Below are 26,190 nucleotides of genomic sequence, written 5' to 3'. Positions count from 1 at the left end.
ATAAAAATCTTATAAATGCCGATGCGGGTGATGACTGCCTGCGAGTATGCTCATATGCCTGCCTGCATTGCCGAATTCGCTTGAAGCATCAGGCCTATCTCATGGATATGCGGCTTCTATTTCATTGAATTTCCTGGACTACCCGCACAAATTCCAGGCTGCTTCAGCGATATAAGCCACTCTCCATGATTGCATCATATCATATGCATTAAATCTAATATAGATAGGATTGACATGGCGGAATATTAAGACCGCATGCATGGCGCTTGATGCAGCATCCCGGCGGTGATTTAGTCCGGGGATGAGTTGGCCTGTACTCCGACGGCCTCACTCCCGACCATTCGACCGCAAGCCAAAGAAACGCGAGCAAGTGACGACCAGCATCAGACATATCGCCAAACTCGCAGGAACATCGGTCTCGTCAGTCTCGCGCGTGCTGAACAACAGCGGCTATGCTTCTCCAGAACTCCGGGAGCGCGTGGAAGCGGCCATCCGTACGCTCAACTATACCCCGAGCAAAGGTGCGCGCATGCTGCGCGGCGCGCCGAGCCGGATGATCGGGCTGATGCTGCCGTCGATCGACGTGCCCTTCTTCGGCATCCTTGCCCATGCAATCGAGCAGGAATTGTTCCAGCGCGGCTATCAGACCTTGATCTGCAGCACCGCCGAAAACATCGATCACGAGGCGCGCTACATTTCCATGTTGCTGTCGCAACGCGTCGATGGCGTCATCGTCGCAAGCGCCTTCGGCAGCACGGAGCATTTCGAGGCCCTGCGCGAAGCCCATATCCCGATCGTCGCGATCGATCGCGAGCTTCCCGGAGTAGCGGACGATGCAGTCATGGCCGACCATGAGGAAGGCGGGCGGATGATGGCCCGCCACCTGATCGAACTCGGTCATCGAAAAATCGGCATTGTCGGCGCCCCTGCCCACAGTCAACCGGTCCAGCTTCGGCTTCGTGGCATTAAAGACGAGATGGCTGAGCACGGTATTACCCCCGCTGCCATATCCATGGCCGAGGAGCATAGTTTCGCCGCCGCCTATCCGCTTGCAAGGCAATTGGTCGCTTCCCGACCAGAAATGACTGGCATCATCGGTACGACCGATATATCGGCGATTGCTACAATCCATGCCGTTCAGGATCACGGCTTTTCCGTGCCGCGCGACTATTCGGTGATCGGGTTCGACGATCTGCCGGAGGCGGCCTATGTCTTTCCGCGACTGACGACAATCGCCCAACCGATCCGTGGAGTCGGCGAGCAGGCAGTCCGGCGACTAGAGGCCCTGATCGATGAACAGCAGGCCGATCGAGACGCCGGAGAAGAGAAGACCATCATCAAAGTATCCGTCACTTTGATCCAGCGCGACTCCACCGGCCCCATCCGCAAGTGAATGGATAGGGTCTGGAGGCGACATTCACGGCCGAACGATGACCTTGATCTCCCCAGTTGATGGTGCGCTGCCGACGACGTCCGCAACGTCCTCAAGGCCGATCGTCTTCGTGACAAGCGAATCCAGCTCCAGAATCCCGCTTGCCACCATGGCGGCGGCGCGGGCATGAGTGAAGGGATTGAGATAGGCTGGCCTGATCTCGACCTCGTTGACGAGCAGATCGAATGGCGGCACGGGCACTTCCTGACCGGCCGGCGTTACGCCGAACAATATGAAAGCGCCGCCGCGCCGCGCCATCCGTACGCCGGTCTGAAGCGTTTCAGGAACGCCGGCACATTCTATGACGACATCCACGCCACCGCCGGTCGCGTCCTTGACGGCGGCGACCGCATCGCTCGCCGTCGGATCGAGGGCCTGTGTCGCACCGAGCCGCAACGCCGCTTCGCGCCGCGACAGCTGCCTCGTGATCAGGATGATCTGGTCTGCGCCTGCGAGGCGGGCCAGTTGCACCATAAGCAGGCCGATGACACCGCCGCCCAATATGGCGACGCTGTCACCCGGACGGATTTGTGCCTTGTCGATGGCATGGATGCAGCAGGCCAGCGGCTCGCAAAATGCACCATGAACGGGATCGAGATCGGGAGGCAGCGTAAACGCCTGGCCGCAGGGAACCGCGACATACTCAGCAAAGCCGCCATCCCGCGTCACGCCGATAGCCTTCAGGTTGGCGCATAGATTGGGCCGCCCACGCCGGCAGGCAGAGCATGTGCCGCAAGCGATATTCGGGTCTACCGTAACGAGTTCTCCGCCGACAAACGACGAGACGCTCTCGCCCACTTCTTCGACAAGGCCGCAGAATTCATGACCCAGGGTGACCGGGATAGCCGTCGGGTATTCCCCCTTGTGCATGTGCCGGTCGGAACCGCAGATGCCTGCGGCCAGAACTCTGACGACCACTTCTCCCGGCCCGGCATTCGGCTTCTCGACCATGCGCATGACCATATCGCCGATTGCTTCCAAACGGACTGCCCTCATTTGCCTCCTCCGAGCATAAGGTTCGATTCTTTGATGCTACTCCGCCGCTCCCATCTGCACTATAGCACCCAATGGTGAACACTGCCGCCCTGCAGCCCGCGCTAGGCACAGGCATGCTTCCCCCTCACATCCTCCAGAAGTACCACCATGTCAGGGATACCATCGGTCGCTGTGGCACCTCCAAGGCAACGGGCAGCCGCGGCATGCGCAACCGCACAGATGCGCTCGACGGGCCAATCCTCATGCAGGCCATAGAGCACAGCAGCACAGAAGGCATCGCCGGCGCCGACGGTGCTGACAATGTCGGCGGCATCGACCGGTCGGGAATCTGAAACAATTGGCTTTGCGCCCGGCGCAAGCCAGAAGGAGACTTCCGGGGCGTGAATGATTGCACCCCTGGCAACACCTGCCGTGAGCAATCGTTCGCCCGCCAGCAAAAGCGCCGTCTCATCCAATTCGCCCATGGCGTCACGCACGGTGATGCCGGTTGCGCGCCCTGCCTCAAGTTCGTTGATGATAAGGAAATCGCAATAGGGCAAAGCTGAACCCACCTTCGCCGCAAACTCCGGATCCTCGCTGGAGACGAAATCCACGCAGGTGGTCAGGCCGGCGTCGCGTGCGGCTTTCAGCAGTCGGGATGCCCCCGACCGCCCCTCAGCATCGATCCTGTCAAGACCGGGCAGCAGCATCAGATAGCCGAGATAGAACAGCCGGTAGCCGGCGGCCGCAAAGACGGCAGGTAAGATGAGCGCATCCGTCACTGCATCATTGGCACCGCCATGATAGAAGAACGTGCGGTTCTGCCCCGGCACATTCATGACATGGGTATGCGCCGTCGCATGGTCGGGAAGCTCACGCAACCCGCTGACATCGATGCCGGCGCCTCGCAGACGCGTCTTGACGATCTCGCCATCGATGTCCATGCCGATGCAGCCAGCCGCTGCAAGCTTTCCTGAAAAGCCGAGCGAGGCGAGATCGGTGACGACATTGGCAGCCCCACCGCCAACGCCAACGTCCTGATGCTGGATATAGGCGAGATTACCCTGCTCCGGCCAGTAGGATAGTGTGTGGACGCGATCGACGATGAAGTTTCCCGCGCAGACGATGCCCCCCTTGTCTTTCCTTTCGCTGCCGCGAACCTCCTCCCCGGTTCGCATCAGCCGCCTGCCTCGTTCCAAAGGGGTCTCAGCGGTGGTTCGTCCTCCTCGACCGCGGCGAAGCGCCCGATCGGCTCCAGAAAATAATTATCGCTGTTGTCGTCGTTAACCTGGCTGACTTCGCCGACGAACACAGGCCCGCCGCCCTTGCGGCCGTAGAAACGATGATAGAGCCCGGTCTGGATCGTCACGCTTTGGCCTGGCGAGAGAACCAGCGGTTCCCATGCGGCAAGTTTTTTCGGCAAGCCGTCGACCGGAACAATCACATCATCCCGCAGCACATTGCCTTCGGCGTCGGTCGCGGCGAATTCGATCACGAGATCGCCGCCAGCCCTGTTGATGATGTCTTCCATCTTGGCCTGATGGCGATGGGTCGGCGTTACCTGCCCTTCCTCGACGAAGAGCAGCTTTTCGGCATAGGTGCGCTCGCCTTCGACACCGACGATGCCGTTGCGCAGACAAAACAGCACGAGGCCGCATTCGGCGAACCGACCGGAGCCGAAATCCGTCACATCCCATCCCAGCTGATGGCTGCGCAGATAGCGCGCCGCTTCACGATTGGCAGCGAAATCCGCAGCAGTCCAGTAACCCCATTCCGGTAGAGACCAGTGCCAATGGTTTAAGGTTCTGCTTGCGCGCCGCAGCGCTTCATTGATCTCGGAGCGCTTCATCGTACGACCGCTCCTTCATAGTCGACCGGCACCACGATATTCTCACGGCCGGATTTCAGCGCGGCGGTCAGCACCGCGTGATGGGCCTGAGCCTCTTCCGGCGTGGCGCAGGCAAAACCATTGGCGTTTCCGCCTGCCAGTTCGTCGACGAAGGCCGCCCACATCTGCTGGATGGCATCGGCGAAGCCAAACTCGAAGATCTTGCCGGTGATCGCTGGGAAGAGCGAGCCATAGCCGAGATCCTCGGTGCTCCAGGCCTGCGCTCCGCCGGTGTAATCCATCCACTGCCATTGCCGCGGCGATTTGGTGGTGAAGAAGGCGCTCTTCTTCATGCCGAGGATGCGAATATACCAAGTATTGGCTTCGCCCGGCGCGATACGCCAGGTCTTCAGCACCATCGGAAAATCCTGGCCGCCCGCGCTGACGCGAGTGCTGATCGTCGCATTGTCCCAGGTCGTGCATGGCACCATGCCGCCCTTGCCGTCCGGACGCTCTGTGATCTTCTTGACCAACTGCGCGTGCAGGGTCTGCGGACGCCAGCCAAGCCGCAAGGGCACGTGCAAAACATGCATGCCGAGATCGCCCATGCAGCCATAGTCGCCGTTGATCTCGGCCATGCGCTTCCAGTTGATCGGCTTTTGCCTGTCTATATCTGACGAATGCAGGAAGCCGGCCTCGACTTCGAGAATATCGCCCATCTCGCCACTTTCGGCGAGCGCGATGACCTTCTGCGCACCGGGGAAGAACGGCATTTCCGACGAGCAGCGAACCAAAAGCTTCGGGTTTTCCGACAGCACCGCCATGATCTCGCGGTTCTGTGCCGCATCCATGCCAAACGGCTTTTCGCCAAGCAGATGCTTTCCGGCTTTCAGAATGTCGATATAGAATTGCTGATGCAGCACATGCGGCACGGCGCAATAGACCGCATCGACATCCGGGTTCGCCAGCAGCTCCTTGTAATCGCTGGTGAACTGCCGGACCGACGGCACATTATCCTTGAACCAGTCCAGCAGTGCCGCATTCGTGTCGCAGACGGCAACGATTTCCGGCCGTGCCCTGGTATCGGCGAGATGCAGCCAGCGCGCCGCGGCGCTTGCGAATTCGCGCCCCATCAAGCCGCAGCCGATGACGCCGAAACGGAATTTTTTCGTCATGTCTCCTCCTCCCAGGATGCGTCAGGCGAGATGCCGCGAGGCGTCTTCGACGGAAGCCTCCTCATGAACGATCGCCATCAGGGCGCGCGTCATGCCCGCAGGATTGTTGTGCTGGATGACATTGCGACCGTAGACGATGCCGCGGGCGCCCTGCTCCATCAACTGCTTCGTGCGCGAGAGTATTTCCTGATCCGAGACGCGGCCGCCGCCACGCACGAGCACCGGCAGGCCCTGGGCGATCTCGATGACACGATGATACTCCTGGACATTATCGCAAGGGTCGGCCTTGATGATGTCGGCGCCGAGTTCTGCGGCCTGGCGCACCAGCGGCAGGATCTTGTCGATCGCACCATCGACCATATAGGCGCCCTTGGAATTATCCTGCATGACCAGTGGCTCGACCATCAGCGGCATGCCATAGATCTCGCATTCGCGCTTCAGGCTGTTCACGTTGCGCACGCAGGCGCGGTAGACTTCGGGCTGGTCCGGCAGCATCAGAAGATTGACGACGACACAGGCGGCATCGAGCGCCACGGCCTGTTCCACGCCCCGGTCGATCATTTCGGAAAACAGCGCCGAAGGCAGCGGATTGCCATAAATATTGGCAATATCCGTGCGCAGCACCAGCGCAGGGCGATGCTTGCCAGGGATCGCCTGCAGAATGGGTGCGGTGCCTGGCGGAAGCTGGATCGCATCCGGTGCGGCATCCGCAATCACCCTGATAGCCGTCCGCATGTCCTCGATTCCGGCAAGAAAGGTGCGTTCATTGAACATGCCGTGATCTATGGCGACGTCGAAACAATTTCCGGACACGCCAAACAGGCGGTTGAGCCGCGCGGATTTCATCCATTTCCTCCCAATGTGGTAACGTTTCCACATGGGTACATTAATGGAGAAGACTGGCGAGTCAAGGTGAATGCGGTATCGTTTCCACAATACGCCTCTCTTTCGATGAAACAGATTACGCGGCCAGTTTGGCCATCAGGAGACACATACCGCTCCGAGAAAAAGGCGGGCTTCCCGAACCTACCTCCGTCATCTCTCTATCATCCACCCAGCAGTGGAATTGTCCGCAGCGATTTCGACAGTTGAATTGCGCTCCACGGCATATATTCGGCGATCGCCAGCCCGACGATATCGGCTTCCGCGTCCACAGCGCGCAGGATGCTGACGACGTCCTCGAAACGCAGCCTGCCCCTTGCTACACCCTCGAAAGCATTCGGCTTCGCATTGGGGTCATGAAACAGCAGGAAATCGTAAAGGGAAGGGTCAAGCACATCGAGATCGAAATGCACCGCGACTTTCTTCGCACCAGAAGCCCTCAGCCATTTCAATACCGGCTCCGCCGAGCCGGCCAGCTCTTCCGGACTGAGACGCGTCATTCCATGTTTCGCAATGAAATCCGTCTCATAGGGTGTGGTCTCGGTCAGCCCGACATACAAGACTTTGCTTCCCTTTACCGGCCGTGGAACCGCGTCGACAAAATCCGCATCGCCGATCCCCATCAACATGCCGAGCACATGTGCATGGGCGTGCGCGAATTCGCTGGCCGTCATAATATCGGGGTGAGCATCGACCCAAAGCACGGCAAGGTCTTCGCCATATCGTTCGCTGAGATAGGCTGTTGGCGCGAGATTGATAAGACAATCACCGCCAAGGGTAACGATTGCTTCCGGACTGTGACGAGCAATGGCACTCTTTGCCGCTGCGAGATTACTCAAAAGTGCCTGCTTTGAGACGATCCCCTGTTCGGTCGGACGCGGACCACCATCTGCTTCCGGTACGGCAACGGTCTCCTCTGGCCCGAGCGGCTCAGGAGCGATAGCGGCAAGGACGCGCGCGCCGATCCTGTAGTCGGGATGGTCGCCACCTTGCCACTGAGGCAGGTTCAGACGCAGAATTTTCGTCGGATCGATCGTCATGGTCTACCTCTTCATAGTCACGATCCCTCAATTCGGATCGTCCATTCTCGATGAAAACATGACTTAGCTGGCGGCTCTTCAGCCAATGCAAGCAGGCAGCGCCGCCACCGAAATTAAGCCGATCCCAATCTGGCGAGGAACCATCCCAGTTCTGGGTCGGCCGACTGCCCCGCCTTCGACGCGGGGCAATCTCCAGCAAACTTCAATTTCGGATCAATGCTGGCCAGTTCCCTGGATCGCGGAAAGCGTCCAATCGGCGCCCGGCTTGCGAACGAAAGTCCAAAGCTCGGTCGTTTCCGAAGGATTGCGGTCATCGCCGTCGACGAGTTTCCCGGTCGCACGATCGACCATCGCATCGATACTGGAATAGCGCATGGCAAGCGTTGCGTATTCGCTGTCGCCTTCGCGCCAGGCTTCCGCAATATCGCCCTGCAGCAGGCGAACGTCGGAAACGCTGTTGCGCACGCCATGGGTGGCGTTCTCGCCGAGCTCTTCTGCCAGATAGGACATCGCTTCGGGCGTGGTCAGCCTGCGGATCGTCGCATAGTCCTCGGCACCGTAAGCCGTTTGGATTTCGGTAAGAAGGTGCTCGAAGCGATCGAGATCGGCCTGTTGCAGCCCGATCTCGTCATTGGCCTGGCGCGCCTTCGACGTCGCCGCCGCTCCACCACCAATGGAGGGGATGGAGAAGGAAGGACGCGGCGAAGCGCCCACGTTATGCATGGCGTTCGCGTTGTAGGACGGCCCAGATCCGGGCGCCGCATATTGCGTGCGCTGGCGGTTTGCAAAGAAGCGCATGGCAAAGCTGATCAAAAGCACGATCAGGCCGATCTGCAGCAGCATGCCGAGGAAGCCGACGCCGCCGCCGAAACCGTGACCGAGCATCATGCCGAGCAGACCGCCGGCGATCAAACCGCCGATCATCGACCCGCCGAAGCCTCCGAAAAGGCCTGGGCGCTGCGGCGCGCCGAGCGGCGGCTGCGTCGTTGTCTGCTGCTGCGGCCGCTGCGTCATCGTACGATCGATGGGCGCTGCCTGCGTGGGAGCCGTCCTCGTTACAGCCGGAGTATCGAAGGTGCGCGTCCCACGGCTTCCGAACCCGCTGGATCCAGCCCGCCGCGCATCGGCAGCGTCAAAGGTCGCTAGAGACGAAGCGGCGGCAAGGACGACGATAGCTGCGATCTTGGCAAAACGCGGTACTGCGCGGAACATTGGCTCTCCTGTCATTGGGCAGAAAATCATTTCCGCCCCTATATGGGAATGCCAGTTCGCGATTGTAAGGCTGCGATTTTAAGTTGGTGAAACTTTTAAAATTCAATCCAGGACATACTAATCCTGCAAGTGTGCCGATCATTGGCCGCAATTCTCGGAGCTGATCCTAGTCTTCATCCGCATTTTCGGTCAGACCGTCATAGACCTCCATCAGCGCATTGGTGATTACCTGCCCGAGCGCATTACCGGCCGCGCGGACATCATCGTCCGTGCCGTCCCGAGCCGCCCTTGCCAGCTCAAAACCCTCTTCACTGATGATCTGCTTTGCGACCTCGATGGCCCAAAGCCCGAAATCGCCGCGATTGTCTATCTTGATCTCGTGTTCCATTACCTGTCCATCCATTCGTCTTGAGCAAGCCTCTATAGACCTGCAACGCGAAAGGCCAGCCTCGATTGCTTCGCCAAAACTCGCATCCGAATAACAAAGAGGGGCGGTAAAGCCCCCGATTCTGGCCTTTTCAGCAGATTCGCAGGCATCCGCGGAGATGACTTGCCGCCCTCCAATCGGCTGTTGGGCTGAGCGCTCAATCGGAAAATCACCTGCAAAAGGCGCATCAAATGGCTTCAAAGCGTTGGAACCTGTGGAAACACAGGCATTCTAGGCCTTTCCCGCCCGGACTCCAGGTGACAATGGACATCGGCAATGGAAATGATTCCGGTGTCATCAATGCGGGGGAAGCCTCATGACCACTACCAATGAAATCGCAGACAAGATTGCTGCAGACCACAAGCTTACCAAAGTCCAGAGCAAGGCGATTGTCGAAGCCGTCTTTGCAGCCATTGCCGGAGCCGCAACATCCGGCGCCGAAACCTCGATCCCGGGCTTTGGCAAGTTCAAAGTCAAGGACACGCCGGCGCGCGAAGCACGCAATCCCGGAACGGGCGCAACCATCAAGGTTGCTGCATCGAAGAAGCTCGCCTTCACGCCGGCCAAGGCGCTGAAGGATGCACTCAACAAGTAATCCGGATCGTTAAGTTCCGATGATTCAATGGCCGGCTCTATTCTTTGGAGCCGGCCGTTTCTATTTACAAGCGAAGGCGAACGCCGCTGCTCGATCGGCTCGTACCACATCGAACGGCTGACTAACGGGTTTTCAGATAGGTCTTCAGTGCCTCAGCCTCATCCGTCTGGATGGCGGAAACGCCCATATCGATCAGGCGACCCCAAATCGCCGCAGGATCCTCCAGCGCGGCGGTATCCGTGAAGCCGGCACAGGAAACGGAATCGAGCGTATTGACCCACAGGCGCACACCCGCCTCCACAAAAAGCGCCTTGCGGGCCGCGAGCTGGTCAAGGGTGTCGAAGTAGATTTCACAAAGCAGCGGGTTGAGCCGAAATAGAAGATCGAGCTGGTTTTCGGCGTCCGCGGCACCGAGGCGCGTCTTCGCCATGAAGAGAACCATCTCCGGCCATACGTTACTCCGGATCCAGGCGAGATCGTCCTGGGTTTTCAGATCGCCCCAGAAATCGACCTGCCGATCGACGCCCATCGCCCGAGCACAGGCGATCACACCGGGGATCATGTCTCTGCGCTTGACGTCGAGGTGCAGGAAAATGCGGCCGCGGGTGAGGTCGAAGACATCCTTCAGGCTCGGCAGCTTTTCCCGGGTCATCCGGTTCGCTTCTCCGCCGTCACGATCACGCAGAGGCAGGCTCGACAGCTGGTGGAGCGTCAACCCCTCCGCCTCCTGGGCTAGGCCGGCGGTTCGCTCAAGCGTATCGTCATGCAGGAGAAAGAACTCGCCGTCGCTGCTGCATCGCACGTCGATCTCAACCGCATCGTAACCGGCAGAAATCGCTCGATCGATCGCCAGCAGGCTATTTTCCGGCGCAGCGCGCCAGATGCCGCGATGGACGACGATCGCGCAATCTCGCGAGGGGTCGGCGATATAGTCGGCATAGTCCATGATAGGTCCTCACCTCGCGGGAATACGCGCGAATCGTCCGGAACCGGACGTCTTTGGCGGGGCGTATCATGGGATTTTGACAGATCTGCAAAGCACAAGGCGGTTACTGCGAGCGGCACTTGAGGACAGCGATCGCAGCCGAATGGCCGCGATCGGAAATGACAGGCGGCATATCCAGGCCGTCGAACACGTAATCTCAGAAATTCCAGTCCTCGTCTTCGGTCGCAACGGCCTTGCCGATGACATAAGACGAGCCCGAGCCGGAAAAGAAATCATGGTTCTCATCCGCATTCGGCGAAAGTGCGGACAGGATCGCCGGGTTGACCTTGCAGGCCTCGGCGGGGAAGAGCGCCTCGTAGCCAAGGTTCATCAGCGCCTTGTTGGCGTTGTAATGCAGGAATTTCTTGACGTCCTCGGTCAGCCCGACGCCGTCATAGAGCGCCTCGGTGTACTTGGCTTCGTTGTCATAGAGCTCCAGCAGCAGATCGAAGGCGAAATCCTTGATCTCCTGCTTGCGCTCTTCCGAAAGCCGCTCCAGCCCGCGCTGGAATTTGTAGCCGATATAGTACCCATGCACGGCTTCATCACGGATGATGAGACGGATCATGTCGGCCGTGTTGGTGAGCTTGGCGCGGCTCGACCAGAACATCGGCAGATAGAAGCCCGAATAGAACAGGAAGCTCTCGAGGAAGACGCTTGCGACCTTCTTCTTCAAGGGATCGCCGGAAGAATATTGTTCCATGATCAGCGTCGACTTGCGCTGCAGGAATTCGTTTTCCTCGGACCAGCGATAGGCATCATCGACATCAGGGGTCAGGCACAGCGTCGAGAAGATCGACGAATAGGAGCGCGCGTGGACCGCTTCCATGAAGGAGATGTTCGAGAGAACCGCCTCTTCATGCGGCGTTGCGGCGTCGGCCATCAGCTTGACCGAACCAACGCCGTTCTGGATCGTGTCGAGCAGCGTCAGGCCGGTGAAGACGCGGATGGTGAGCTGCTGCTCCTCCGGCTTCAGGGTTGCCCAGGATTGAATGTCGTTCGACAGCGGCACCTTTTCCGGCAGCCAGAAATTGCCGGTCAGGCGGTTCCAGACCTCAAGATCCTTGTCGTCCTCGATGCGGTTCCAGTTGATGGCGCGAACGCGGCTTGCCGGCTTGAATTGCATATTCATTTTCATGGTCCCTCAAAGTTCAGAGCGTGCAGGAAACGCAGCCCTGAACCTGCGTGCCTTCGAGCGCCATCTGGCGAAGCCGGATGTAGTAGATGGTCTTGATGCCCTTCTTCCAGGCGTAGATCTGCGCCTTGTTGATATCGCGGGTCGTCGCGGTATCGCGGAAGAACAGCGTCAGCGACAGGCCCTGGTCGACGTGCTGCGTCGCCGCAGCATAAGTATCGATGATCTTTTCCGGCCCGATCTCATAGGCATCCTGGTAGTAGTCGAGATTGTCGTTGGTCATGAAGGCGGCCGGATAGTAGACGCGGCCGATCTTGCCTTCCTTGCGGATCTCGATCTTGGAAACGATCGGATGGATCGAGGAGGTCGAGTGGTTGATGTAGGAAATCGATCCTGTGGGAGGCACGGCCTGCAGGTTCTGGTTATAGAGCCCGCCTTCCATGACGGCCTTCTTCAATTCCAGCCAGTCTTCCTGGGTCGGGATTGCGATGCCGGCCTTTTCAAAGATTTCCGCAACGTGTTCAGTTGCCGGCTTCCATTCCTGCTCCGTGTATTTGTCGAAATACTCGCCCGAAGCGTATTTCGAATTCTCGAAGCCCTTGAAGCTCTGGCCGCGTTCGACCGCAAGCCGGTTCGAGGCGCGAATGGCGTGGTAGGTGACGGTGTAGAAATAGATGTTGGTGAAATCGACGCCTTCTTCGGAGCCGTAGAAGATATGCTCGCGGGCGAGATAGCCGTGCAGATTCATCTGGCCAAGGCCGATGGCATGGCTTTCGTCGTTGCCCTTCTCGATCGAGGGCACGGAGGAGATGTGGCTCATGTCGGAGACGGCCGTGAGCGCGCGGATCGACATTTCGATCGTCTTGCCGAAATCGGGGCTGTCCATGGCGGCCGCGATGTTGAGCGAGCCGAGATTGCAGGAGATGTCCTTGCCCATATGCTTGTAGGAGAGGTCGTCGCTATATTCGCTGGCTTCGCTGACCTGCAGGATTTCAGAGCAAAGATTGCTCATGGTGATCCGGCCGGCAACCGGATTGGCGCGGTTCACCGTGTCTTCGAACATGATGTAGGGGTAGCCGCTCTCGAACTGGATTTCGGCAATGATCTGGAAGAATTCGCGCGCCTTGATCTTCTTCTTGCGGATGCGGCTGTCAGCCACCATCTCGCGATACTTCTCCGTCACCGAAATCTCTGTAAACGGCACGCCGTAGACGCACTCCACGTCGTAGGGCGAGAAGAGGTACATATCCTCATTGTTCTTCGCCAGCTCGAAGGTGATGTCCGGAATGACCACGCCGAGCGACAGCGTCTTAATACGGATCTTCTCGTCGGCATTTTCGCGCTTGGTATCGAGGAAGCGCATGATGTCCGGGTGGTGGGCGTTCAGATAGACGGCGCCTGCACCCTGGCGCGCGCCAAGCTGGTTGGCATAGGAGAAGGAGTCTTCCAGCAGCTTCATGACAGGAATGATGCCCGACGACTGGTTCTCGATATGCTTGATCGGCGCGCCGGCCTCGCGAATGTTCGTGAGTGACAGGGCCACGCCGCCACCGCGCTTCGACAGCTGCAGCGCTGAGTTGATGGCCCGGCCGATCGATTCCATATTGTCTTCGACGCGCAGCAGGAAGCAGGAGACCAGCTCGCCGCGCTGCTTCTTGCCGGCATTAAGGAAGGTCGGCGTTGCCGGCTGGAAACGGCCGGAGATGATCTCGTCGACCAGATCGCGGGCGAGCTGCTCGTTTCCGCCCGCCAGCGTCATCGCCACCATGCAGATACGGTCTTCGTAGCGCTCAAGATAACGCTTTCCGTCGAAGGTCTTCAGCGTATAGCTGGTGTAATATTTGAAGGCACCAAGGAAGGTCGGGAAGCGGAACTTCTTCGCATAGGCGTGATCGAAGAGATCGCGCACGAAATTGAAGGAATATTGGTCGAGCACCTCCTGCTCGTAATAGCCCTCCGTTACCAAGTAATCGAGCTTCTCCCTAAGGTTATGGAAGAAGACCGTGTTCTGGTTGACGTGCTGGAGGAAGTATTGCTTGGCCGCCATGCGGTCCTTGTCGAGCTGGATCCTTCCCTGCCCGTCATAGAGGTTCAGCATCGCGTTGAGGGCATGATAATCCGATGCCGTTTCCGTGGCCTTCGCTGGCCGGTCATTCGCGGAATGAGAAAAAGTGCCCTGCGGTTTTTCGCCCGCATCCCGCGACAAAGAAGAGCTTAGCGTGTCCAAAATCGTTCCAATCCGTGTCTGACATTGGCTACATCCTCATCTGTGCCCAGAAGCTCGAATCGATAGAGATACGGCACCTGGCATTTGGCAGAGATGATGTCGCCGGCGATCCCATAGGTCGCGCCGAAGTTGCTATTGCCCGCGGCGATGACCCCGCGGATATTCGAACGGTTGCCCGCATCATTGAGGAAGCGGATTACCTGCTTGGGCACGGCCCCCTTGCCGCCTTCACCGCAATAGGTCGGGACGATGAGGACGTAAGGCGATGTCGCGCGAAGTTCGTCTCCCGCGGCAAGCGGAATACGAGCGGCCGGCAAAGCAAGCTTGGCAACGAAGCGATGGGTATTCTCCGATCGGCTGGAGAAATAGACGATCTCGCCCACCGCCCAGATCCTTACGCGAGAGCGCTGATCATGTCGGGACGGAAACCGGCCCAATGCAATTCGCCGGCAATAACGACCGGAACCTGGCGATAGCCGAGACCCTGCACCAGCTCATATGCCGCCGCATCGGCCGATACGTCGACGATAGTGTAGTGGATCCCCTGGCGATCGAGGGCGCGGGTCGTAGCTGTGCACTGCACACAGGCGGGCTTGCTATAAACGGTGATGCTCATGAGATATCCTCGTATGGATGGGCATAGAAAATCGCTCGGGCATCGGATGGTGCCCGCTCGGCGGAGTGAAAAATGGGGCAAACCTAGGCGGCTGCCGGGCGCATTAAGCGGCCGTCATTCGCGCGGGCGACTATGGATACTCAGGAACATGCGCTTCACCCCGAAGTTATTGATGCGGGGGCTTCGAGGAAGTGACGGCGGCGATCATGCCACAGAACTATCGCTCGCCAGCCGGACACCCCGCCCGTGGACGTCAATGCTCAAGGCAGGTCTCCTGGCTCGCGGGTCACAACATTCGTCCTGCCTTCCCAAGGCTCATCGCCTCAGTGACGTCATCAAACGAATGCTCACCGCTCACAGTTGCGGGGGCAGCTCCGGCTTGACAAGCATCATGCTTGCCGACCGGATTCCCATCTTAGCCTCCAATCCTTGCGAATCAGAAGAACCTCGAACACTATATATAGTATCTTCAGTTAAAATTACGTCAATTGCTTCGATAGCCTCAAGCCATTTTCGATGTTGATAAGCTCCAACAATCTCGCCTCAGGCGAGCATGGGGGGGCTGGACAAACGCAGGGTTACTTTATTACGTTGTCTATGTAATGTTATTACATAAAGGATTTTTCATGCCGAACACGAGATCTGGTATCCTCCTTGCGGCCTCATCGCTGGCTTGCGCCTTGCTGTTTCCCTTTCCATCCTTTGCAGACGACGAAAACAAGACGGAAAGCTGGCGGTTATTTGTCGCCGATCACAGCCGGCCGATCATCCGCGCAATCGACGCCACGAGCGGCAAGGAAATCGGTCGGTTCGACGTTGACGGCTATGCCGCCCTGTCACTCGGCCAGTCCGGTCGCACCATCTTTGCCGTTCAAGGTGAAAAGAATGTGGTCCACGCTATTGCGACAGGCATCACCCTCTCCGACCACGGCGAGCATCGCGATATCGAACTTTCCGATCCGAAACTGCTTCAGACATCGATTACGGGCGATAAGCCAGGGCATGTGGTGACGCACGGCAATGATGTGGCGATCTTCTACGATCGCGACGACAAATTCGATCTGCTGTCGGAGAGCGGCCTTGCCGAAGGTAAGCCCGATATTCGCTCATTCCAGACCATCGCCGCCCATCACGGCGTCGCCGTTCCGATGGGCAACCACCTCCTCGTGTCAGTGCCGAACATGGAGGCTCCCGTCAAGGAAGGCGAGTTGCCGCCGCGACTCGGTTTACGCGTGCTGGATCGCAAAGGGGAACAGGTCGGCGAGGTCAAGCGTTGCACGGGCCTGCACGGCGAGGCGACGTCGGCGCGCCTGGTTGCCTTCGGCTGCGAGGAAGGAGTTCTCATCGCCCGCCCCGGCGGCATCGGCGGTCCGAAGGTCGAGATGCTCGCCTATGGCTCCTCCCTGCCGAAAGGCAAGGTTTCGACATTGCTCGGCGGCACATCCATGCAATTCTTCCTCGGCAATTATGGTGAGCAGAACATCGTGCTCATCGATCCCGACAAGACAGCCGAGCCCTTCAAGCTGATCGAATTGCCGACGCGTCGCGTCGACTTCGCTCTTGATCCGGCAAAGCCGCAGCAGGCCTATATTCTCACCGAGGACGGCAATCTGCATCTTCTCGACGTCGTGAAGGGCGCGATCGTGAAATCCGAGACCGTTACCGAGCCCTACAGCAAGGATGGCCACTGGCGCGATCCGCGGCCACGGCTCGCTATTGCCGGTGATCTCATTGCCATCACCGACCCGCGCCACGGCCTCGTGCGTATGGTCGACAGCCGGTCTCTAAAGGAAATCCGCAGCATCGCTGTCGAGGGGCAGCCTTTTGTGATCGTATCGGCAGGTGGATCGGGGGCCATGCACTGAGAGCCTGGGGTGCCGAGATTGCGATCCGCTTCAGATCGTCGGTTGGTAGCCAGTATCTGACTACCGCCGCCTGCTTGGAGCGGTATGTTTCAAGGGCAACGCCATCGATCGCTAACTGTAGATCATCGCAACAGGAGCCGGTTGCACGGCCGGCTCCCAACAGTAGACGACGATTGATGAGAACTCAGCTTGCCAAGCCCGCCCATAATATCAGGTAGCGTGCGGACGGAACATCGCGTTCGTGGCACTCTCCAGACGAAGCTTCAGTTCGTAAGCCACAGCGCAGATCGCCAAAGTGGCGGCGGCAATCGGAATAAACGATGCAGCGGACAAAAGCCCCATGCGGTCCAATTCATAGGCGATCAGAAGCATGACGGTCTGGTGGAGAACGTAGTAGGTGAGAACGGCCCTGTTGAGATAACGGATCACGACATTTTCCGATCTGCACCAAATCCTCGCATAACCAAGAACGGCGACGATTGCCGACCATTGGAACGCACCGCCAAGCACTCTACCTGCGGACAGTCGCCACATCTCCGGAGTGCTGGACGGCAGCGTGGGAAACAGGAACACCAAGGCGAGCGCACAAGCAATCGTCAGAATCAATGCCGGCCTCCGCATGCTGACTATGGCATCCCAACAATCGTCACGCGTTGCCATCACGGCTCCCATCAGGAACGCAGCCATATAGACGGCGTGATTGTACCAATCTGCTAAAAACTCCAGTGATGGAGGGAAAATCGGTCTCAAGACGAGTCGCAGCAAAATGAACAGCAAGACGGGCATTATCAGTACCCATTTGCCGGTAAGCCAGGGGGCCAGCCGATCTCCCATAGAGGTCAACAGCGATGGCCACACCGCGATGGCGAGCGTGACGACCACGGTATAACTCCACAGATATGCGAGATACCAAAGATGTTGCATGCCGGCGAGCAGGGTCTGTTCACCGCCCGGCAAGGAAACCGGAGTCAAGGTTACATAGTCCCAGAAGACCTCCAAGAGGCTGATATGCACTCCCATCTTGGCATTCAAAAATACATATATCTGCGGCGGGATCAGAAAGAGCATACCCGCCAGAAAAGGCACTAGTAATTGTTTTGTCCGCGCACTCCTCAATGCGCCGGGAGGATGCTTCACGAGCAACATACCCGTCACGGCGCCGGAGATAAAAAACAGCAGCGTCATTCGCCAGGGATGCGTCAGTAGATGGATCACATCGAAGGCGGGAGAGCTATCCCGTGCCTTCAGGACAAAGGTCCTTGAATTGTATATTAGACTGACATGGTAGATGATCAGCAGCATAAATGCTGCCACCCTGACAAAATCCAGATCGTGTCGTCGAGACATCTTTTCCATGATTTAGTGAGCTTAGATTGCAACCGTTAATAGATTGCTCATAGGCGTCACTGTCCCCTCTTCAACAGACGGTGAAAATGAGCCGTTCGCTCCGCTGCGAGCTGCCAGCTTCATGCCAAGAGGTTCTCCCCCAAAACATCATTTCCACCAGCAAGCGAACCAACTGCGCGCACCGAGACCCAGCTTGACAGCAGGCAACATGCATTTTATTGATACGTATAACTAATACGTATAAGCAAGTGGACAATGACAAACGGACGAGCAACACAAAAGGATGTCGCAAAGGCGGCTGGCGTCTCCCAGGCGACCGTTTCCATGGTGCTGAGCGGTGGCGGGGCGTCCATTCCGGCGGAGACGTGGGCGCGCATCACGAAGGCGGCAAAGGACCTCGGATATGTGCCGAACCGGTTTGCGCAGGCGCTGAAAACGAGCCGCTCGATGACCATCGCCTGCATCGTGCCCGACATCACCAATCCGTTCTATCCATCGTTGATCCGCGGCATTCAATCCATTGCTGATGGTCAGAACTACGATGTAATCACCGTCAACACCGACGGCACCCCCGAACGCGAACGCCATTTTCTCGATTGGGCCAGACAAGGCCGCGTCGACGGCGTAATCGGCGTCTTCTTCACGCTGAAGGCCAAGGACTTCAATCCCTTGGTCGAGGCTGGCGTTCCTATTGTGAGAATTGAATCGTCCAAGAAACGCGGCGGCGACATTCCCGTCGACGATATTTATGTCGACAGCCGCGCCGCCGCGCAGGCGGTAACGGAATACTTGCTGGGTCTCGGCCATACGCGCATCGCGCTTGTCGCGGGCCGCGGCGGTCCACAGGCGCATCGCATCGAGGGTTATCGCACAGCGCTCGCAAAGTTCAGTCACCCCGACCACGTCGTCATCGATGACGAATTTTCCGAGATGGGCGGCATCCGCGCTGCGGAACGCATTCTCGGTGGCGATTTCCGGCCAACGGCCATTTTTGCTGCCAACGACTTGATGGCGATCGGGGTCATGCAGTCGCTCCGCGAGCGCCGCATCCGCATTCCGGAGGATATTGCCGTTGTCGGCTTCGATGACATTTCCGCCGCCAAGCTCGTAACCCCGACCCTGACAACGGTCGCACAGTTCCAATGGCAAATGGGAGAACGTGCCGCACAGACACTGATGGAGCGTCTGCGCGGAGAGAAGACTGGTGCAGGCACAGCCGTCGAGATGCCTTTTGACCTCATCGTCAGAGGCTCGACGAGCAACGAATAAGATCAAATCGGGAGGAGAAAACCGATGCACAGACGTACAGTTTTGAAGGCGGGCCTCGGCGTGGCCACCCTGCAGCTTATGTCCCGCTTCGCATTCGCGGCGGATCAGAAGCCCATATCCTTCTGGTACGAATCCGCTTCACCGGAGAACCAGGACAACCTCAAGAACATTCTGATCGACCCGTTCAATGCGGCACATCCCGAAGACCTCCTGAGCATCGACTTCCGCGGCTCCGATCTCGACAAACAATTGCGCGTCGCAATGCTGGCCGGCACAGGCCCCGATGTCGTCTTTACGGCCGGCCCGAGCTACGTCGCGGCTATGGCACAGGCCGGTCAGCTAATGCCGCTCGACGACTACGCCAAGAAATATGGCTGGAACGAGCGCCTGTTGCCGCTCTTTCTCGACCTCGGCCGCTACAATGGCAAGCTCTACGCCCTGGCGAAAACCTACGAGACGCTCGGCCTCTTCTATAACAAGACCCTGTTCGACCAGAACAAATGGAAAGTCCCGACGACGATATCAGATTTCGAGGCGCTTGCGGACGAAATGAAGGCCAAGGGCCTCACGCCGTTTGGCGCCGGCAATGCCGATTGGCGCCCGGCCAACGAGCATTACGTTTCGATCGCCTTCAACTCGATCGCCGGACCTGAGAATGTCTACAAGGCGCTGACGGGCGCCATCTCATGGACCGACCCCGCCTTCGTTCACTCGATCGACAAGCTCGCGGAATGGTGGGACAAGGGCTATTTCGGCGATAATTATTTCTCGCTGACGCTCGAGCAGGCCTTTGCGCAGATCGCCAGCGGCCAGGCCGGCATGGCACCGACCGGCACCTGGAACTTCACCAACGTCCAGACCTATTTCCCACAAAACAATGCGGAGCCGGGGTTCGTTGGCGTCCCGAGCGAGAAAGGCGATCCGATCTTCGCGCTCGGCATCGGCTCGACGCTGTCGATCAACGCCAAATCGGGCAATACCGATGGCGCCGCCGCCGTTCTCGACTACATGTTCACGGACGACTACTACAGCAAGATGAACTCGGTCTGGCAGGGCGAATGGAACCTGCCGCTCGCCGATCTCTCCAAGGTCAAGCTCTCCGACAAGGTACTACCTCTCTACGAGGATGCCATGAAGCAGCTGGCGGGCGCAGTCGCTGCCGGCAAATATGGCTACACGACCTGGACCTTCCTGCCTCCGGCCACGGACACCTATCTGGTCAGCGGCATGGAAGAGGTCTGGCTCAAGAAAACGAAGTCGGCTGACTTCCTGAAGAAACTCGACGAGACCTTCAAGCAGGAACGCGACGCCGGCAAGGCGCCCGCGGTCCCGCCCCGCGTCTGACAAGCCGCCGCAGGGCGGCGTTAAAAGCGCCGTCCTCGCCTGGAGGACAATATGCACCGACTCTATCTCGTTCCGACGATGATCATTAATATCATCATCGTCCTCGTCCCTGCTTTGCTGACGGTGGCACTCGCTTTCTGCAACTGGGACGGCATCTCCTCGCCCACCTTCGCGGGCCTCGACAATTTCCGCGCGCTGGCCGACGACCGCGTCTTCTGGCTGGCGCTCGGCAACAACATTATCTGGACCATCGTCTTCCTGACGGTGCCGATTCTCATGGGCCTGCTGGCAGCCTCGATGTTGCTCATCGTGCGCCGCGGCAGCAATTTCTTTCAGGTCGTCTACTTCCTGCCTGTCGTCATCGCGACCGCGATCACGGCCCGCATCTGGCAGGGAATGATCTACAGCCCCGTCACCGGCGTCTTCGGCCTCCTCAAGAAATACGGGCTGCCGATCCCCAATCCGCTGACACAGCCGCCTATAGCGCTTTTCGGCGTCGCGACTGTGGACCTCTGGCACTGGTGGGGCTTTCTCTGCGTCATCTTCTTCGCCGCGCTCCGTCAGGTGCCTCAGGAACAGATCGAGGCCGCTCGTATCGAGGGTGCCACCTATTTCCAGATGATGCGCTATGTGCTGCTTCCCGGCATCCGGCCGACCATCACGCTGATGATGATCATGACCGTCATCTGGTCGTTCCTCGCCTTCGATTTCGTCTACATCCTCACCCAGGGTGGCCCCGCCTTCTCCAGCGAACTGCTATCGACGCTCGCCTATCGCAAGGCGTTCTATGACCTGAACGTCGGACAGGCCGCGGCCGCAGCGCTCGTCATCAGCCTCTTCGGGCTGGTCGGCACTTTCTTCTACGTTCGCATCCAGACCAGGGAGGGCGAGCAATGAGGCTCGTGGAAAGCCGCCTGACCCTGTGGATCTGCTATATCCTTCTTGGCATCTTCGCCTTCATCGCGCTCTTTCCGATCGCGCTGCTGGTGCTGAACTCGCTGAAGCCTGCCGCTCAGATCGTGCAGAATCCGCTGGGATTGCCGCAGCCGATTCGCTGGCAGAATTTCGCCAACGCCTGGAACCACGCGAAATTCTCGAAGACCTTCATCAATTCGCTGATCGTGTCCGGCACGACGATTGCGCTCGTCTGCACGACATCGTCGCTGACGGCCTATGTGATCGCCCGCCGCAAGATCAAGAGCTGGAAGATCTTCACCTTCTATCTGCTGGCAACGACGACCGCACCGATTCAGCTTTACATCTTTCCGCTCTATTTCGGCTTCGCGAAGCTCGGGTTGATCAACAACATCTTCGGCGTGGCGCTGATCTATACTGCGCTTTACAGCCCCTTCGCCGTGATGCTGCTCAGGACCTATTTCCTCGCGGTTCCCAAGGAGCTCGAGGAGGCGGCGATCGTCGACGGCGCCACGCATTGGCAGGTCTTCTGGCGGGTGATGCTGCCGATCGTCTCGCCGGGCATCCTGACTGTGGCGCTGATCATCGGCCTCAATTCGTGGAACGAATTTCTGATCGCCACGACCTTCCTGCAGAAGCAGGAGAACATGACCGCCGTCATCGCCTTCTTCCTGCTATCAGGCCAATACAGCTCTGACTGGGGTGAGATCATGGCCGCAGCCCTCATCATCGTCGTGCCCGTCGTCGCGCTTTTCGTCTTCATGCAGAAGCGCTTCATCGAGGGCATGGCCGGCGGCTCCGTCAAAGGCTGAACGAATTCATCGATTAAATGGAGTGAGCAATGCAGCTTCCGAACGATTATCTCGAACGTGTCTATGCCGGCGTCCTGGGCAAGCTCATTGGCGTCTATCTCGGCCGCCCTTTTGAAGGGTGGACCTACCAGAAGATCATGGAAGAGCTAGGCCCGATCGAATATTACGTGCATGAGCGTCTGAACCAACCACTCGTCGTTACCGATGACGATGTCGCCGGCACCTTCACCTTTATCCGCGCCCTTGAAGATTACGGTATCAAGCCGAACCTTTCGGCTGAGGAAATCGGCAAGGCCTGGCTCAACTACATCGTCGAGGAACGCTCGATCCTGTGGTGGGGCGGCAACGGCAACTCGACCGAACACACTGCCTGGCTCAATCTCAAGAAGGGCGTCCCGGCACCGCATTCCGGCTCGATCGCCACCAATGGCCAGGGCGTTGCCGAGCAGATCGGCGCACAGATCTTCATCGACGGATGGGCGATGGTGGCACCTGGCCAGCCGGAACTCGCGGCCAAGCTCGCCGAACAAGCCGGCAAGGTTAGTCATGACGGCGAATCCGTTTACGCCGCCATGCTGTGGGCGGCGATGGAAGCGGAAGCGTTTGTGGCCTCCGACATCGACCATCTGATCGACACCGGCCTGAAACTGATCCCCAGCGACAGCCTGATCGCAAAGCTGATCGCCGACATCCGGGCCTGGCACGGGGCTCATCCCGATTGGCGCGACACGCGCCAGAAGATCCAAGACAATTACGGCTACGACAAATATCCCGGCAATTGCCATGTCATACCCAACCATGCCTTGATGATCATGACCGTGCTCTATGCGCCGCACGACTTCCAAAAGGCGCAGATGATCGTCAATACGTCGGGCTGGGATACGGATTGCAATGCCGGCAATGTCGGCTGCCTGCTCGGCATCATGAACGGTCTCGATGGGCTTGGCGAAGGCCCGGACTTCCGAGGCCCTATCGCCGATCGCATGCTGATCTCGTCGGCCGACGGCGGCAACTCCATCAACGATGCCGTGCGTCAGGCCTATTTCCTGACCAATCTCGGCCTGCAGCTTGCCGGCCATAAATCCCTCGGCATGCCGAAGAATGGCGCACAATTTCACTTCTCGCTTCCCGGCAGCCAGCAGGGTTTCCGTCCGCTGTCCGGCCTCGATGCGGCAAATGGCGTGCGCGTCGGCAATTCGGAATTCGAGAGCGGCCGGGCGCTGACGATCGATTACGAAGCGCTTGGGCCAGCCCAAACCGCCGTCGTGACGACGCCCACCTTCTCGCCGCGCGAAATGCTCGACATGCGCACCTACGACCTTATGGCGACACCACTCGTCTATCCGGGACAGATCGTAAAAGCCCGCATCAAGGCCGACCAGCAGAACCGTGGCACGATCGAAGCTCGCCTGCGTATCCGCGTCTACAATGAACGCGACCAGTTGAGCGACATCGACTCCGATCCGGTCGTCATTGAGCCAGGCTCGGACGCCACCCTCGAGTGGACGCTGCCCGAGACCGATGGCCAGCCGATCGCCGAAATCGGCATCGCCGTAAACGGCACCGGGCGGCGCGCCGATGGGCGGCTGCTCGTCGATTATCTCCGCTGGGACGGAGCGCCGAAGCTGACGCTGAAGCGGCCGGCCGGCGATGGCGATTTCTGGCGCATGGCCTGGGTGAATGGCGCCAGCTTCTTCTCCAAGCGCTTCCCGGCCGCCTTCCGCATCTCGCAAAATAGCGGCGAAGGCATCATCATTCACGGCACGCGGCAATGGACCGATTATCAGGCGTCGGGCCAGGTGATGATCCATCTCGGCAATTATGGCGGCCTTGCCATCCGTGCACAGGGCCTGCGCCGGTATTACGGAGCCCGCGTGACCCGCGACGGCAAGATGCAGATCGTCCGGGTGCGCGACGAGGACACCAAGGTGCTTGCCGAAACGGACTTCAGGATCGAATTCGACAAGCACATTTCAATGAAGGTCAAGGCTGAAGGCGCGCGCATCACCTTCGAGGCCGATGGCGTATCAATTACGGCGGAGGATATGTCCGCAGACGCGTTCCGCGACGGTGGCGTCGGCCTTCTCGTCCATGAGGGTGCCTTGTCGTCGAACGAGATCCGGATCGGAGGCGTACGATGGCGACAGTGACCATAGACAAGGTTCGCAAGGCCTACGGCGCCGTGGAAGTTCTCCACGGCGTCTCGGCCGACATCGCCGACGGTGAGTTCGTCGTCCTTGTCGGACCATCCGGCTGCGGGAAATCCACGCTGCTTAGAATGATTGCCGGGCTTGAAGACATTACGGGCGGCACGATCGGCATCGGCGGGCGCGTCGTCAACAACCTGCCACCCAAGGAACGCGACATATCCATGGTCTTTCAGAATTATGCGCTCTATCCGCATATGACGGTGGCCGAAAACATGGCTTTCTCGCTGACGCTTGCCGGCGCCTCGAGGGAGGAGAAGCAGAAGCGCGTCGCGCATGCCGCGCAGATTCTGGGGCTTACCGATCTCCTCGGGCGATACCCCCGCCAGCTCTCCGGCGGCCAGCGCCAGCGCGTCGCCATGGGCCGTTCGATCGTTCGCAATCCGCAGGTCTTCCTCTTCGACGAGCCTCTGTCCAACCTCGATGCGAAGCTTCGCGTCGCCATGCGCGCCGAGATCAAGGGCCTGCATCGGCGTCTGGCGACGACGACCATCTACGTTACCCACGATCAGGTCGAGGCAATGACGATGGCGGATCGCATCGTCGTCATGAACGGTGGCCACATAGAGCAGATCGGCCGGCCGCTCGAACTCTATGACAATCCGCACAGCACATTCGTGGCCGCCTTCATCGGCTCACCTGCGATGAACCTGCTGAACGGGTGCTTTGACACTGCTGGCGGCCAGCCGGTTTTCAAGACGAACGACGGCATCGTGTTGCCCTTGCCCGGCAATGCCCCAAAGCTCGTCGGCGTTGAAGGGGTCTACGGCATCCGACCGGAATACTTCACCTTTTCGCCGGCGAATGTCGGCATTCCGGCGCGCGTGGTCGTGGTCGAGCCCCTCGGTTCCGAGACCCATATAACGGCAACCGTGGGTGGACAGACGATCGTCACCGTCTTCCACGACCGGCTCGATATCGAGCCGGAGGAAACCATCTGGTTGCAGCCACGGACGGAGCGCATCTGCCTGTTCGATGCGGGCGGCCGCCGGCTGACCGGCAAAGCCGCAGAGCGAAACCTGGAACATTCGTGACGACAAAGCGCTGCCGCGCGGCGGCGCTTTTGCCCATGCCCATGTCGAATTCGGCCGGGATGCCTGCTTGATCAGTTGATCGGGCCGGCCACTCCAGTTCTCACGGTCATATCGGCAAGGCTGACATCGAGTGTTGCCGGATCGATCGACTGGCGCACCTTCAACAGCATGTTGCCTAGATCCCCCATCATCTCTCGGATGAATTTCTCCGTGAGGGTACGGTCTCCGGAAACGATGAAGCGCAGCAGCGCTATATGGCTTTCTATCGTTATCTCCAGCGGAGCGCCGGGGCCGAGATAGGTATGGTATATCCAGCCGGTACGACGATAGAGCGTCTGGAGCGGAATAAGCGTGTTCGCGAGAAGCGGCTCTCCAGAGGCTGTGAGGATCGCCCTGTTCAACAGCCGGTCGGTGACGTTGAACCGCTCAAGGCTGAGATCCGCCTTGGAGGCTTCGAGATCGGTGATGAAGGTTCTGAGAACCTTGTGATCCTGCGGGGTCGCTCGCTCGCTCGCCAGCCCGCAGGCGATCGCTTCCATTTCCGTTCGCAAGGGAAGCAACGTCCGCTCCTGCGCGAGGTTGACTGGCGCGATCCGCAGGCCCGAGCGCGGGCTGACATGGATGAGTTGGTTGGCCGAGAGACGCTTGACCGCGTCATGAACGGGCGTGCGGCCGAGGCCGGATTGCTGCTGCAGTTGCTGGATCGTGTAGCGCGCGCCCGGCAAAAGCTCGGTCGAAACGATCATGCTTTCCAGGCGATCGTAGGCTTCCTCCGACAGGCTTCGAGGTTGCTTTTCCTTCTTCATCATCGCGCTGTCGATCTTTTCCCGCTCGAATTCACCACAGTCTCCGCCAGCCGATTCACAGG

The 26,190-nt window shown here is 59.0% G+C and carries 24 protein-coding genes and 1 riboswitch; of the genes, 9 read left to right on the top strand and 15 right to left on the bottom strand.

Translation table 11 applies throughout. The features are described 5' to 3' along the window. The first annotated feature begins 370 nt into the window (after positions 1-370). Positions 371-1,393, top strand: coding sequence for a LacI family DNA-binding transcriptional regulator (locus GA0061100_RS13190; protein ID WP_075853137.1), 1,023 nt, complete (start codon positions 371-373; stop codon positions 1,391-1,393). Between the two features lie 24 nt (positions 1,394-1,417). Here GA0061100_RS13190 and GA0061100_RS13185 read toward each other — a convergent pair whose 3' ends face one another. From GA0061100_RS13185 to GA0061100_RS13150, 8 genes are all read right to left on the bottom strand, one after another. Beyond that, the gene (locus GA0061100_RS13185) at positions 1,418-2,428 is read right to left on the bottom strand and encodes a zinc-dependent alcohol dehydrogenase family protein (RefSeq protein WP_075853136.1); all 1,011 of its coding nucleotides are present in this window, start codon (positions 2,426-2,428) and stop codon (positions 1,418-1,420) included. A 101-nt stretch (positions 2,429-2,529) separates the two neighbouring features. After that, positions 2,530-3,585, bottom strand: coding sequence for a carbohydrate kinase family protein (locus tag GA0061100_RS13180; RefSeq protein ID WP_075853135.1), 1,056 nt, complete (start codon positions 3,583-3,585; stop codon positions 2,530-2,532). Continuing rightward, entirely contained in the window at positions 3,585-4,256 is a 672-nt protein-coding gene (locus GA0061100_RS13175; protein ID WP_075853134.1) for a D-lyxose/D-mannose family sugar isomerase, read from the bottom strand. The genes GA0061100_RS13180 and GA0061100_RS13175 overlap by 1 nt, the downstream gene beginning before the upstream one ends. Beyond that, on the bottom strand, positions 4,253-5,410 hold the full coding sequence (locus GA0061100_RS13170) for a Gfo/Idh/MocA family protein (RefSeq protein ID WP_075853133.1): 1,158 nt from the start codon (positions 5,408-5,410) through the stop codon (positions 4,253-4,255). The genes GA0061100_RS13175 and GA0061100_RS13170 overlap by 4 nt, the downstream gene beginning before the upstream one ends. Before the next feature lie 21 nt (positions 5,411-5,431). Beyond that, positions 5,432-6,256, bottom strand: a complete 825-nt coding sequence (locus GA0061100_RS13165; protein ID WP_075853132.1) for a class I fructose-bisphosphate aldolase — start codon at positions 6,254-6,256, stop codon at positions 5,432-5,434. Positions 6,257-6,456: 200 nt separating this feature from the next. Beyond that, positions 6,457-7,332, bottom strand: coding sequence for an arginase family protein (locus GA0061100_RS13160; protein WP_075853131.1), 876 nt, complete (start codon positions 7,330-7,332; stop codon positions 6,457-6,459). A gap of 213 nt (positions 7,333-7,545) precedes the next feature. Continuing rightward, positions 7,546-8,544: a Tim44 domain-containing protein gene (locus tag GA0061100_RS13155; protein ID WP_075853130.1), complete on the bottom strand. Its 999-nt coding sequence runs from the start codon at positions 8,542-8,544 to the stop codon at positions 7,546-7,548. Positions 8,545-8,710: 166 nt separating this feature from the next. Continuing rightward, a complete protein-coding gene (locus GA0061100_RS13150; RefSeq protein WP_075853129.1) occupies positions 8,711-8,932 on the bottom strand; it encodes a hypothetical protein in 222 nt (73 codons plus the stop codon). Positions 8,933-9,287: 355 nt separating this feature from the next. Here GA0061100_RS13150 and GA0061100_RS13145 point away from each other — a divergent pair, with 355 nt between their 5' ends. Beyond that, a complete protein-coding gene (locus tag GA0061100_RS13145; protein ID WP_075853128.1) occupies positions 9,288-9,566 on the top strand; it encodes an HU family DNA-binding protein in 279 nt (92 codons plus the stop codon). A 121-nt stretch (positions 9,567-9,687) separates the two neighbouring features. Here GA0061100_RS13145 and GA0061100_RS13140 read toward each other — a convergent pair whose 3' ends face one another. The 5 genes from GA0061100_RS13140 to nrdH all read right to left on the bottom strand — a co-directional run bounded on the left by GA0061100_RS13140 (position 9,688) and on the right by nrdH (position 14,529). Beyond that, the gene (locus GA0061100_RS13140) at positions 9,688-10,512 is read right to left on the bottom strand and encodes a glycerophosphodiester phosphodiesterase family protein (protein ID WP_075853127.1); all 825 of its coding nucleotides are present in this window, start codon (positions 10,510-10,512) and stop codon (positions 9,688-9,690) included. A gap of 196 nt (positions 10,513-10,708) precedes the next feature. Then, a complete protein-coding gene (nrdF, locus tag GA0061100_RS13135; RefSeq protein ID WP_075853278.1) occupies positions 10,709-11,683 on the bottom strand; it encodes a class 1b ribonucleoside-diphosphate reductase subunit beta in 975 nt (324 codons plus the stop codon). Positions 11,684-11,702: 19 nt separating this feature from the next. Next, positions 11,703-13,913 carry a class 1b ribonucleoside-diphosphate reductase subunit alpha gene (nrdE, locus tag GA0061100_RS13130; protein WP_075853126.1) on the bottom strand — a complete coding sequence of 737 codons (2,211 nt, stop codon included), beginning with the start codon at positions 13,911-13,913 and terminating at the stop codon, positions 11,703-11,705. Further along, entirely contained in the window at positions 13,901-14,296 is a 396-nt protein-coding gene (gene nrdI, locus GA0061100_RS13125; protein WP_075853125.1) for a class Ib ribonucleoside-diphosphate reductase assembly flavoprotein NrdI, read from the bottom strand. Before nrdI ends, nrdE begins: the two co-directional genes overlap by 13 nt. Positions 14,297-14,307: 11 nt before the next feature. Further along, positions 14,308-14,529, bottom strand: coding sequence for a glutaredoxin-like protein NrdH (gene nrdH, locus GA0061100_RS13120; protein ID WP_075853124.1), 222 nt, complete (start codon positions 14,527-14,529; stop codon positions 14,308-14,310). Between the two features lie 247 nt (positions 14,530-14,776). After that, positions 14,777-14,994: riboswitch (cobalamin riboswitch) on the bottom strand. A gap of 161 nt (positions 14,995-15,155) precedes the next feature. Here nrdH and GA0061100_RS13115 point away from each other — a divergent pair. Further along, on the top strand, positions 15,156-16,394 hold the full coding sequence (locus GA0061100_RS13115; protein ID WP_075853123.1) for a metallochaperone AztD: 1,239 nt from the start codon (positions 15,156-15,158) through the stop codon (positions 16,392-16,394). Positions 16,395-16,604: 210 nt separating this feature from the next. Here GA0061100_RS13115 and GA0061100_RS13110 read toward each other — a convergent pair whose 3' ends face one another. Continuing rightward, complete coding sequence (locus tag GA0061100_RS13110) at positions 16,605-17,750, bottom strand: acyltransferase family protein (protein ID WP_244557823.1); 1,146 nt, start codon at positions 17,748-17,750, stop codon at positions 16,605-16,607. Between the two features lie 246 nt (positions 17,751-17,996). Here GA0061100_RS13110 and GA0061100_RS13105 point away from each other — a divergent pair, with 246 nt between their 5' ends. The 6 genes from GA0061100_RS13105 to GA0061100_RS13080 are packed head-to-tail and all read left to right on the top strand — an operon-like array spanning position 17,997 to position 25,322. Next, positions 17,997-19,010 (top strand): LacI family DNA-binding transcriptional regulator, encoded by a 1,014-nt coding sequence (locus GA0061100_RS13105; protein ID WP_075853121.1) that lies wholly within the window; start codon positions 17,997-17,999, stop codon positions 19,008-19,010. 24 nt (positions 19,011-19,034) lie between these two features. Beyond that, positions 19,035-20,354 (top strand): ABC transporter substrate-binding protein, encoded by a 1,320-nt coding sequence (locus GA0061100_RS13100; protein ID WP_075853120.1) that lies wholly within the window; start codon positions 19,035-19,037, stop codon positions 20,352-20,354. 51 nt (positions 20,355-20,405) lie between these two features. Beyond that, positions 20,406-21,251 (top strand): carbohydrate ABC transporter permease, encoded by an 846-nt coding sequence (locus GA0061100_RS13095; protein ID WP_083961331.1) that lies wholly within the window; start codon positions 20,406-20,408, stop codon positions 21,249-21,251. Next, entirely contained in the window at positions 21,248-22,081 is an 834-nt protein-coding gene (locus GA0061100_RS13090; protein ID WP_075853118.1) for a carbohydrate ABC transporter permease, read from the top strand. Before GA0061100_RS13095 ends, GA0061100_RS13090 begins: the two co-directional genes overlap by 4 nt. Before the next feature lie 29 nt (positions 22,082-22,110). Further along, the gene (locus tag GA0061100_RS13085) at positions 22,111-24,231 is read left to right on the top strand and encodes an ADP-ribosylglycohydrolase family protein (RefSeq protein ID WP_075853117.1); all 2,121 of its coding nucleotides are present in this window, start codon (positions 22,111-22,113) and stop codon (positions 24,229-24,231) included. Then, positions 24,219-25,322 (top strand): ABC transporter ATP-binding protein, encoded by a 1,104-nt coding sequence (locus GA0061100_RS13080; protein ID WP_075853116.1) that lies wholly within the window; start codon positions 24,219-24,221, stop codon positions 25,320-25,322. Before GA0061100_RS13085 ends, GA0061100_RS13080 begins: the two co-directional genes overlap by 13 nt. Positions 25,323-25,393: 71 nt before the next feature. Here GA0061100_RS13080 and GA0061100_RS13075 read toward each other — a convergent pair whose 3' ends face one another. Further along, positions 25,394-26,131: a GntR family transcriptional regulator gene (locus GA0061100_RS13075; RefSeq protein WP_075853115.1), complete on the bottom strand. Its 738-nt coding sequence runs from the start codon at positions 26,129-26,131 to the stop codon at positions 25,394-25,396. Positions 26,132-26,190: the final 59 nt, after the last annotated feature.

Source organism: Martinezella hainanensis, assembly GCF_900094555.1.
GTDB lineage: Bacteria > Pseudomonadota > Alphaproteobacteria > Rhizobiales > Rhizobiaceae > Rhizobium > Rhizobium hainanense.
This window is presented reverse-complemented; position numbering and strand designations above follow the sequence as displayed.

Coding starts and splice junctions, on each gene's coding strand:
- GA0061100_RS13175 (WP_075853134.1), bottom strand. CDS start 4,256: ATGAAGCGCTCCGAGATCAATGAAGCGCTGCGGCGCGCAAGCAGAACC.
- GA0061100_RS13150 (WP_075853129.1), bottom strand. CDS start 8,932: ATGGAACACGAGATCAAGATAGACAATCGCGGCGATTTCGGGCTTTGG.
- GA0061100_RS13090 (WP_075853118.1), top strand. CDS start 21,248: ATGAGGCTCGTGGAAAGCCGCCTGACCCTGTGGATCTGCTATATCCTT.
- GA0061100_RS13085 (WP_075853117.1), top strand. CDS start 22,111: ATGCAGCTTCCGAACGATTATCTCGAACGTGTCTATGCCGGCGTCCTG.
- GA0061100_RS13180 (WP_075853135.1), bottom strand. CDS start 3,585: ATGCGAACCGGGGAGGAGGTTCGCGGCAGCGAAAGGAAAGACAAGGGG.
- GA0061100_RS13155 (WP_075853130.1), bottom strand. CDS start 8,544: ATGTTCCGCGCAGTACCGCGTTTTGCCAAGATCGCAGCTATCGTCGTC.
- nrdF (WP_075853278.1), bottom strand. CDS start 11,683: ATGAATATGCAATTCAAGCCGGCAAGCCGCGTTCGCGCCATCAACTGG.
- GA0061100_RS13170 (WP_075853133.1), bottom strand. CDS start 5,410: ATGACGAAAAAATTCCGTTTCGGCGTCATCGGCTGCGGCTTGATGGGG.
- GA0061100_RS13105 (WP_075853121.1), top strand. CDS start 17,997: ATGACAAACGGACGAGCAACACAAAAGGATGTCGCAAAGGCGGCTGGC.
- GA0061100_RS13100 (WP_075853120.1), top strand. CDS start 19,035: ATGCACAGACGTACAGTTTTGAAGGCGGGCCTCGGCGTGGCCACCCTG.
- GA0061100_RS13165 (WP_075853132.1), bottom strand. CDS start 6,256: ATGAAATCCGCGCGGCTCAACCGCCTGTTTGGCGTGTCCGGAAATTGT.
- GA0061100_RS13110 (WP_244557823.1), bottom strand. CDS start 17,750: ATGGAAAAGATGTCTCGACGACACGATCTGGATTTTGTCAGGGTGGCA.
- GA0061100_RS13115 (WP_075853123.1), top strand. CDS start 15,156: ATGCCGAACACGAGATCTGGTATCCTCCTTGCGGCCTCATCGCTGGCT.
- GA0061100_RS13160 (WP_075853131.1), bottom strand. CDS start 7,332: ATGACGATCGATCCGACGAAAATTCTGCGTCTGAACCTGCCTCAGTGG.
- GA0061100_RS13185 (WP_075853136.1), bottom strand. CDS start 2,428: ATGAGGGCAGTCCGTTTGGAAGCAATCGGCGATATGGTCATGCGCATG.
- GA0061100_RS13145 (WP_075853128.1), top strand. CDS start 9,288: ATGACCACTACCAATGAAATCGCAGACAAGATTGCTGCAGACCACAAG.
- GA0061100_RS13075 (WP_075853115.1), bottom strand. CDS start 26,131: ATGATGAAGAAGGAAAAGCAACCTCGAAGCCTGTCGGAGGAAGCCTAC.
- GA0061100_RS13140 (WP_075853127.1), bottom strand. CDS start 10,512: ATGGACTATGCCGACTATATCGCCGACCCCTCGCGAGATTGCGCGATC.
- GA0061100_RS13095 (WP_083961331.1), top strand. CDS start 20,406: ATGCACCGACTCTATCTCGTTCCGACGATGATCATTAATATCATCATC.
- nrdH (WP_075853124.1), bottom strand. CDS start 14,529: ATGAGCATCACCGTTTATAGCAAGCCCGCCTGTGTGCAGTGCACAGCT.
- GA0061100_RS13080 (WP_075853116.1), top strand. CDS start 24,219: ATGGCGACAGTGACCATAGACAAGGTTCGCAAGGCCTACGGCGCCGTG.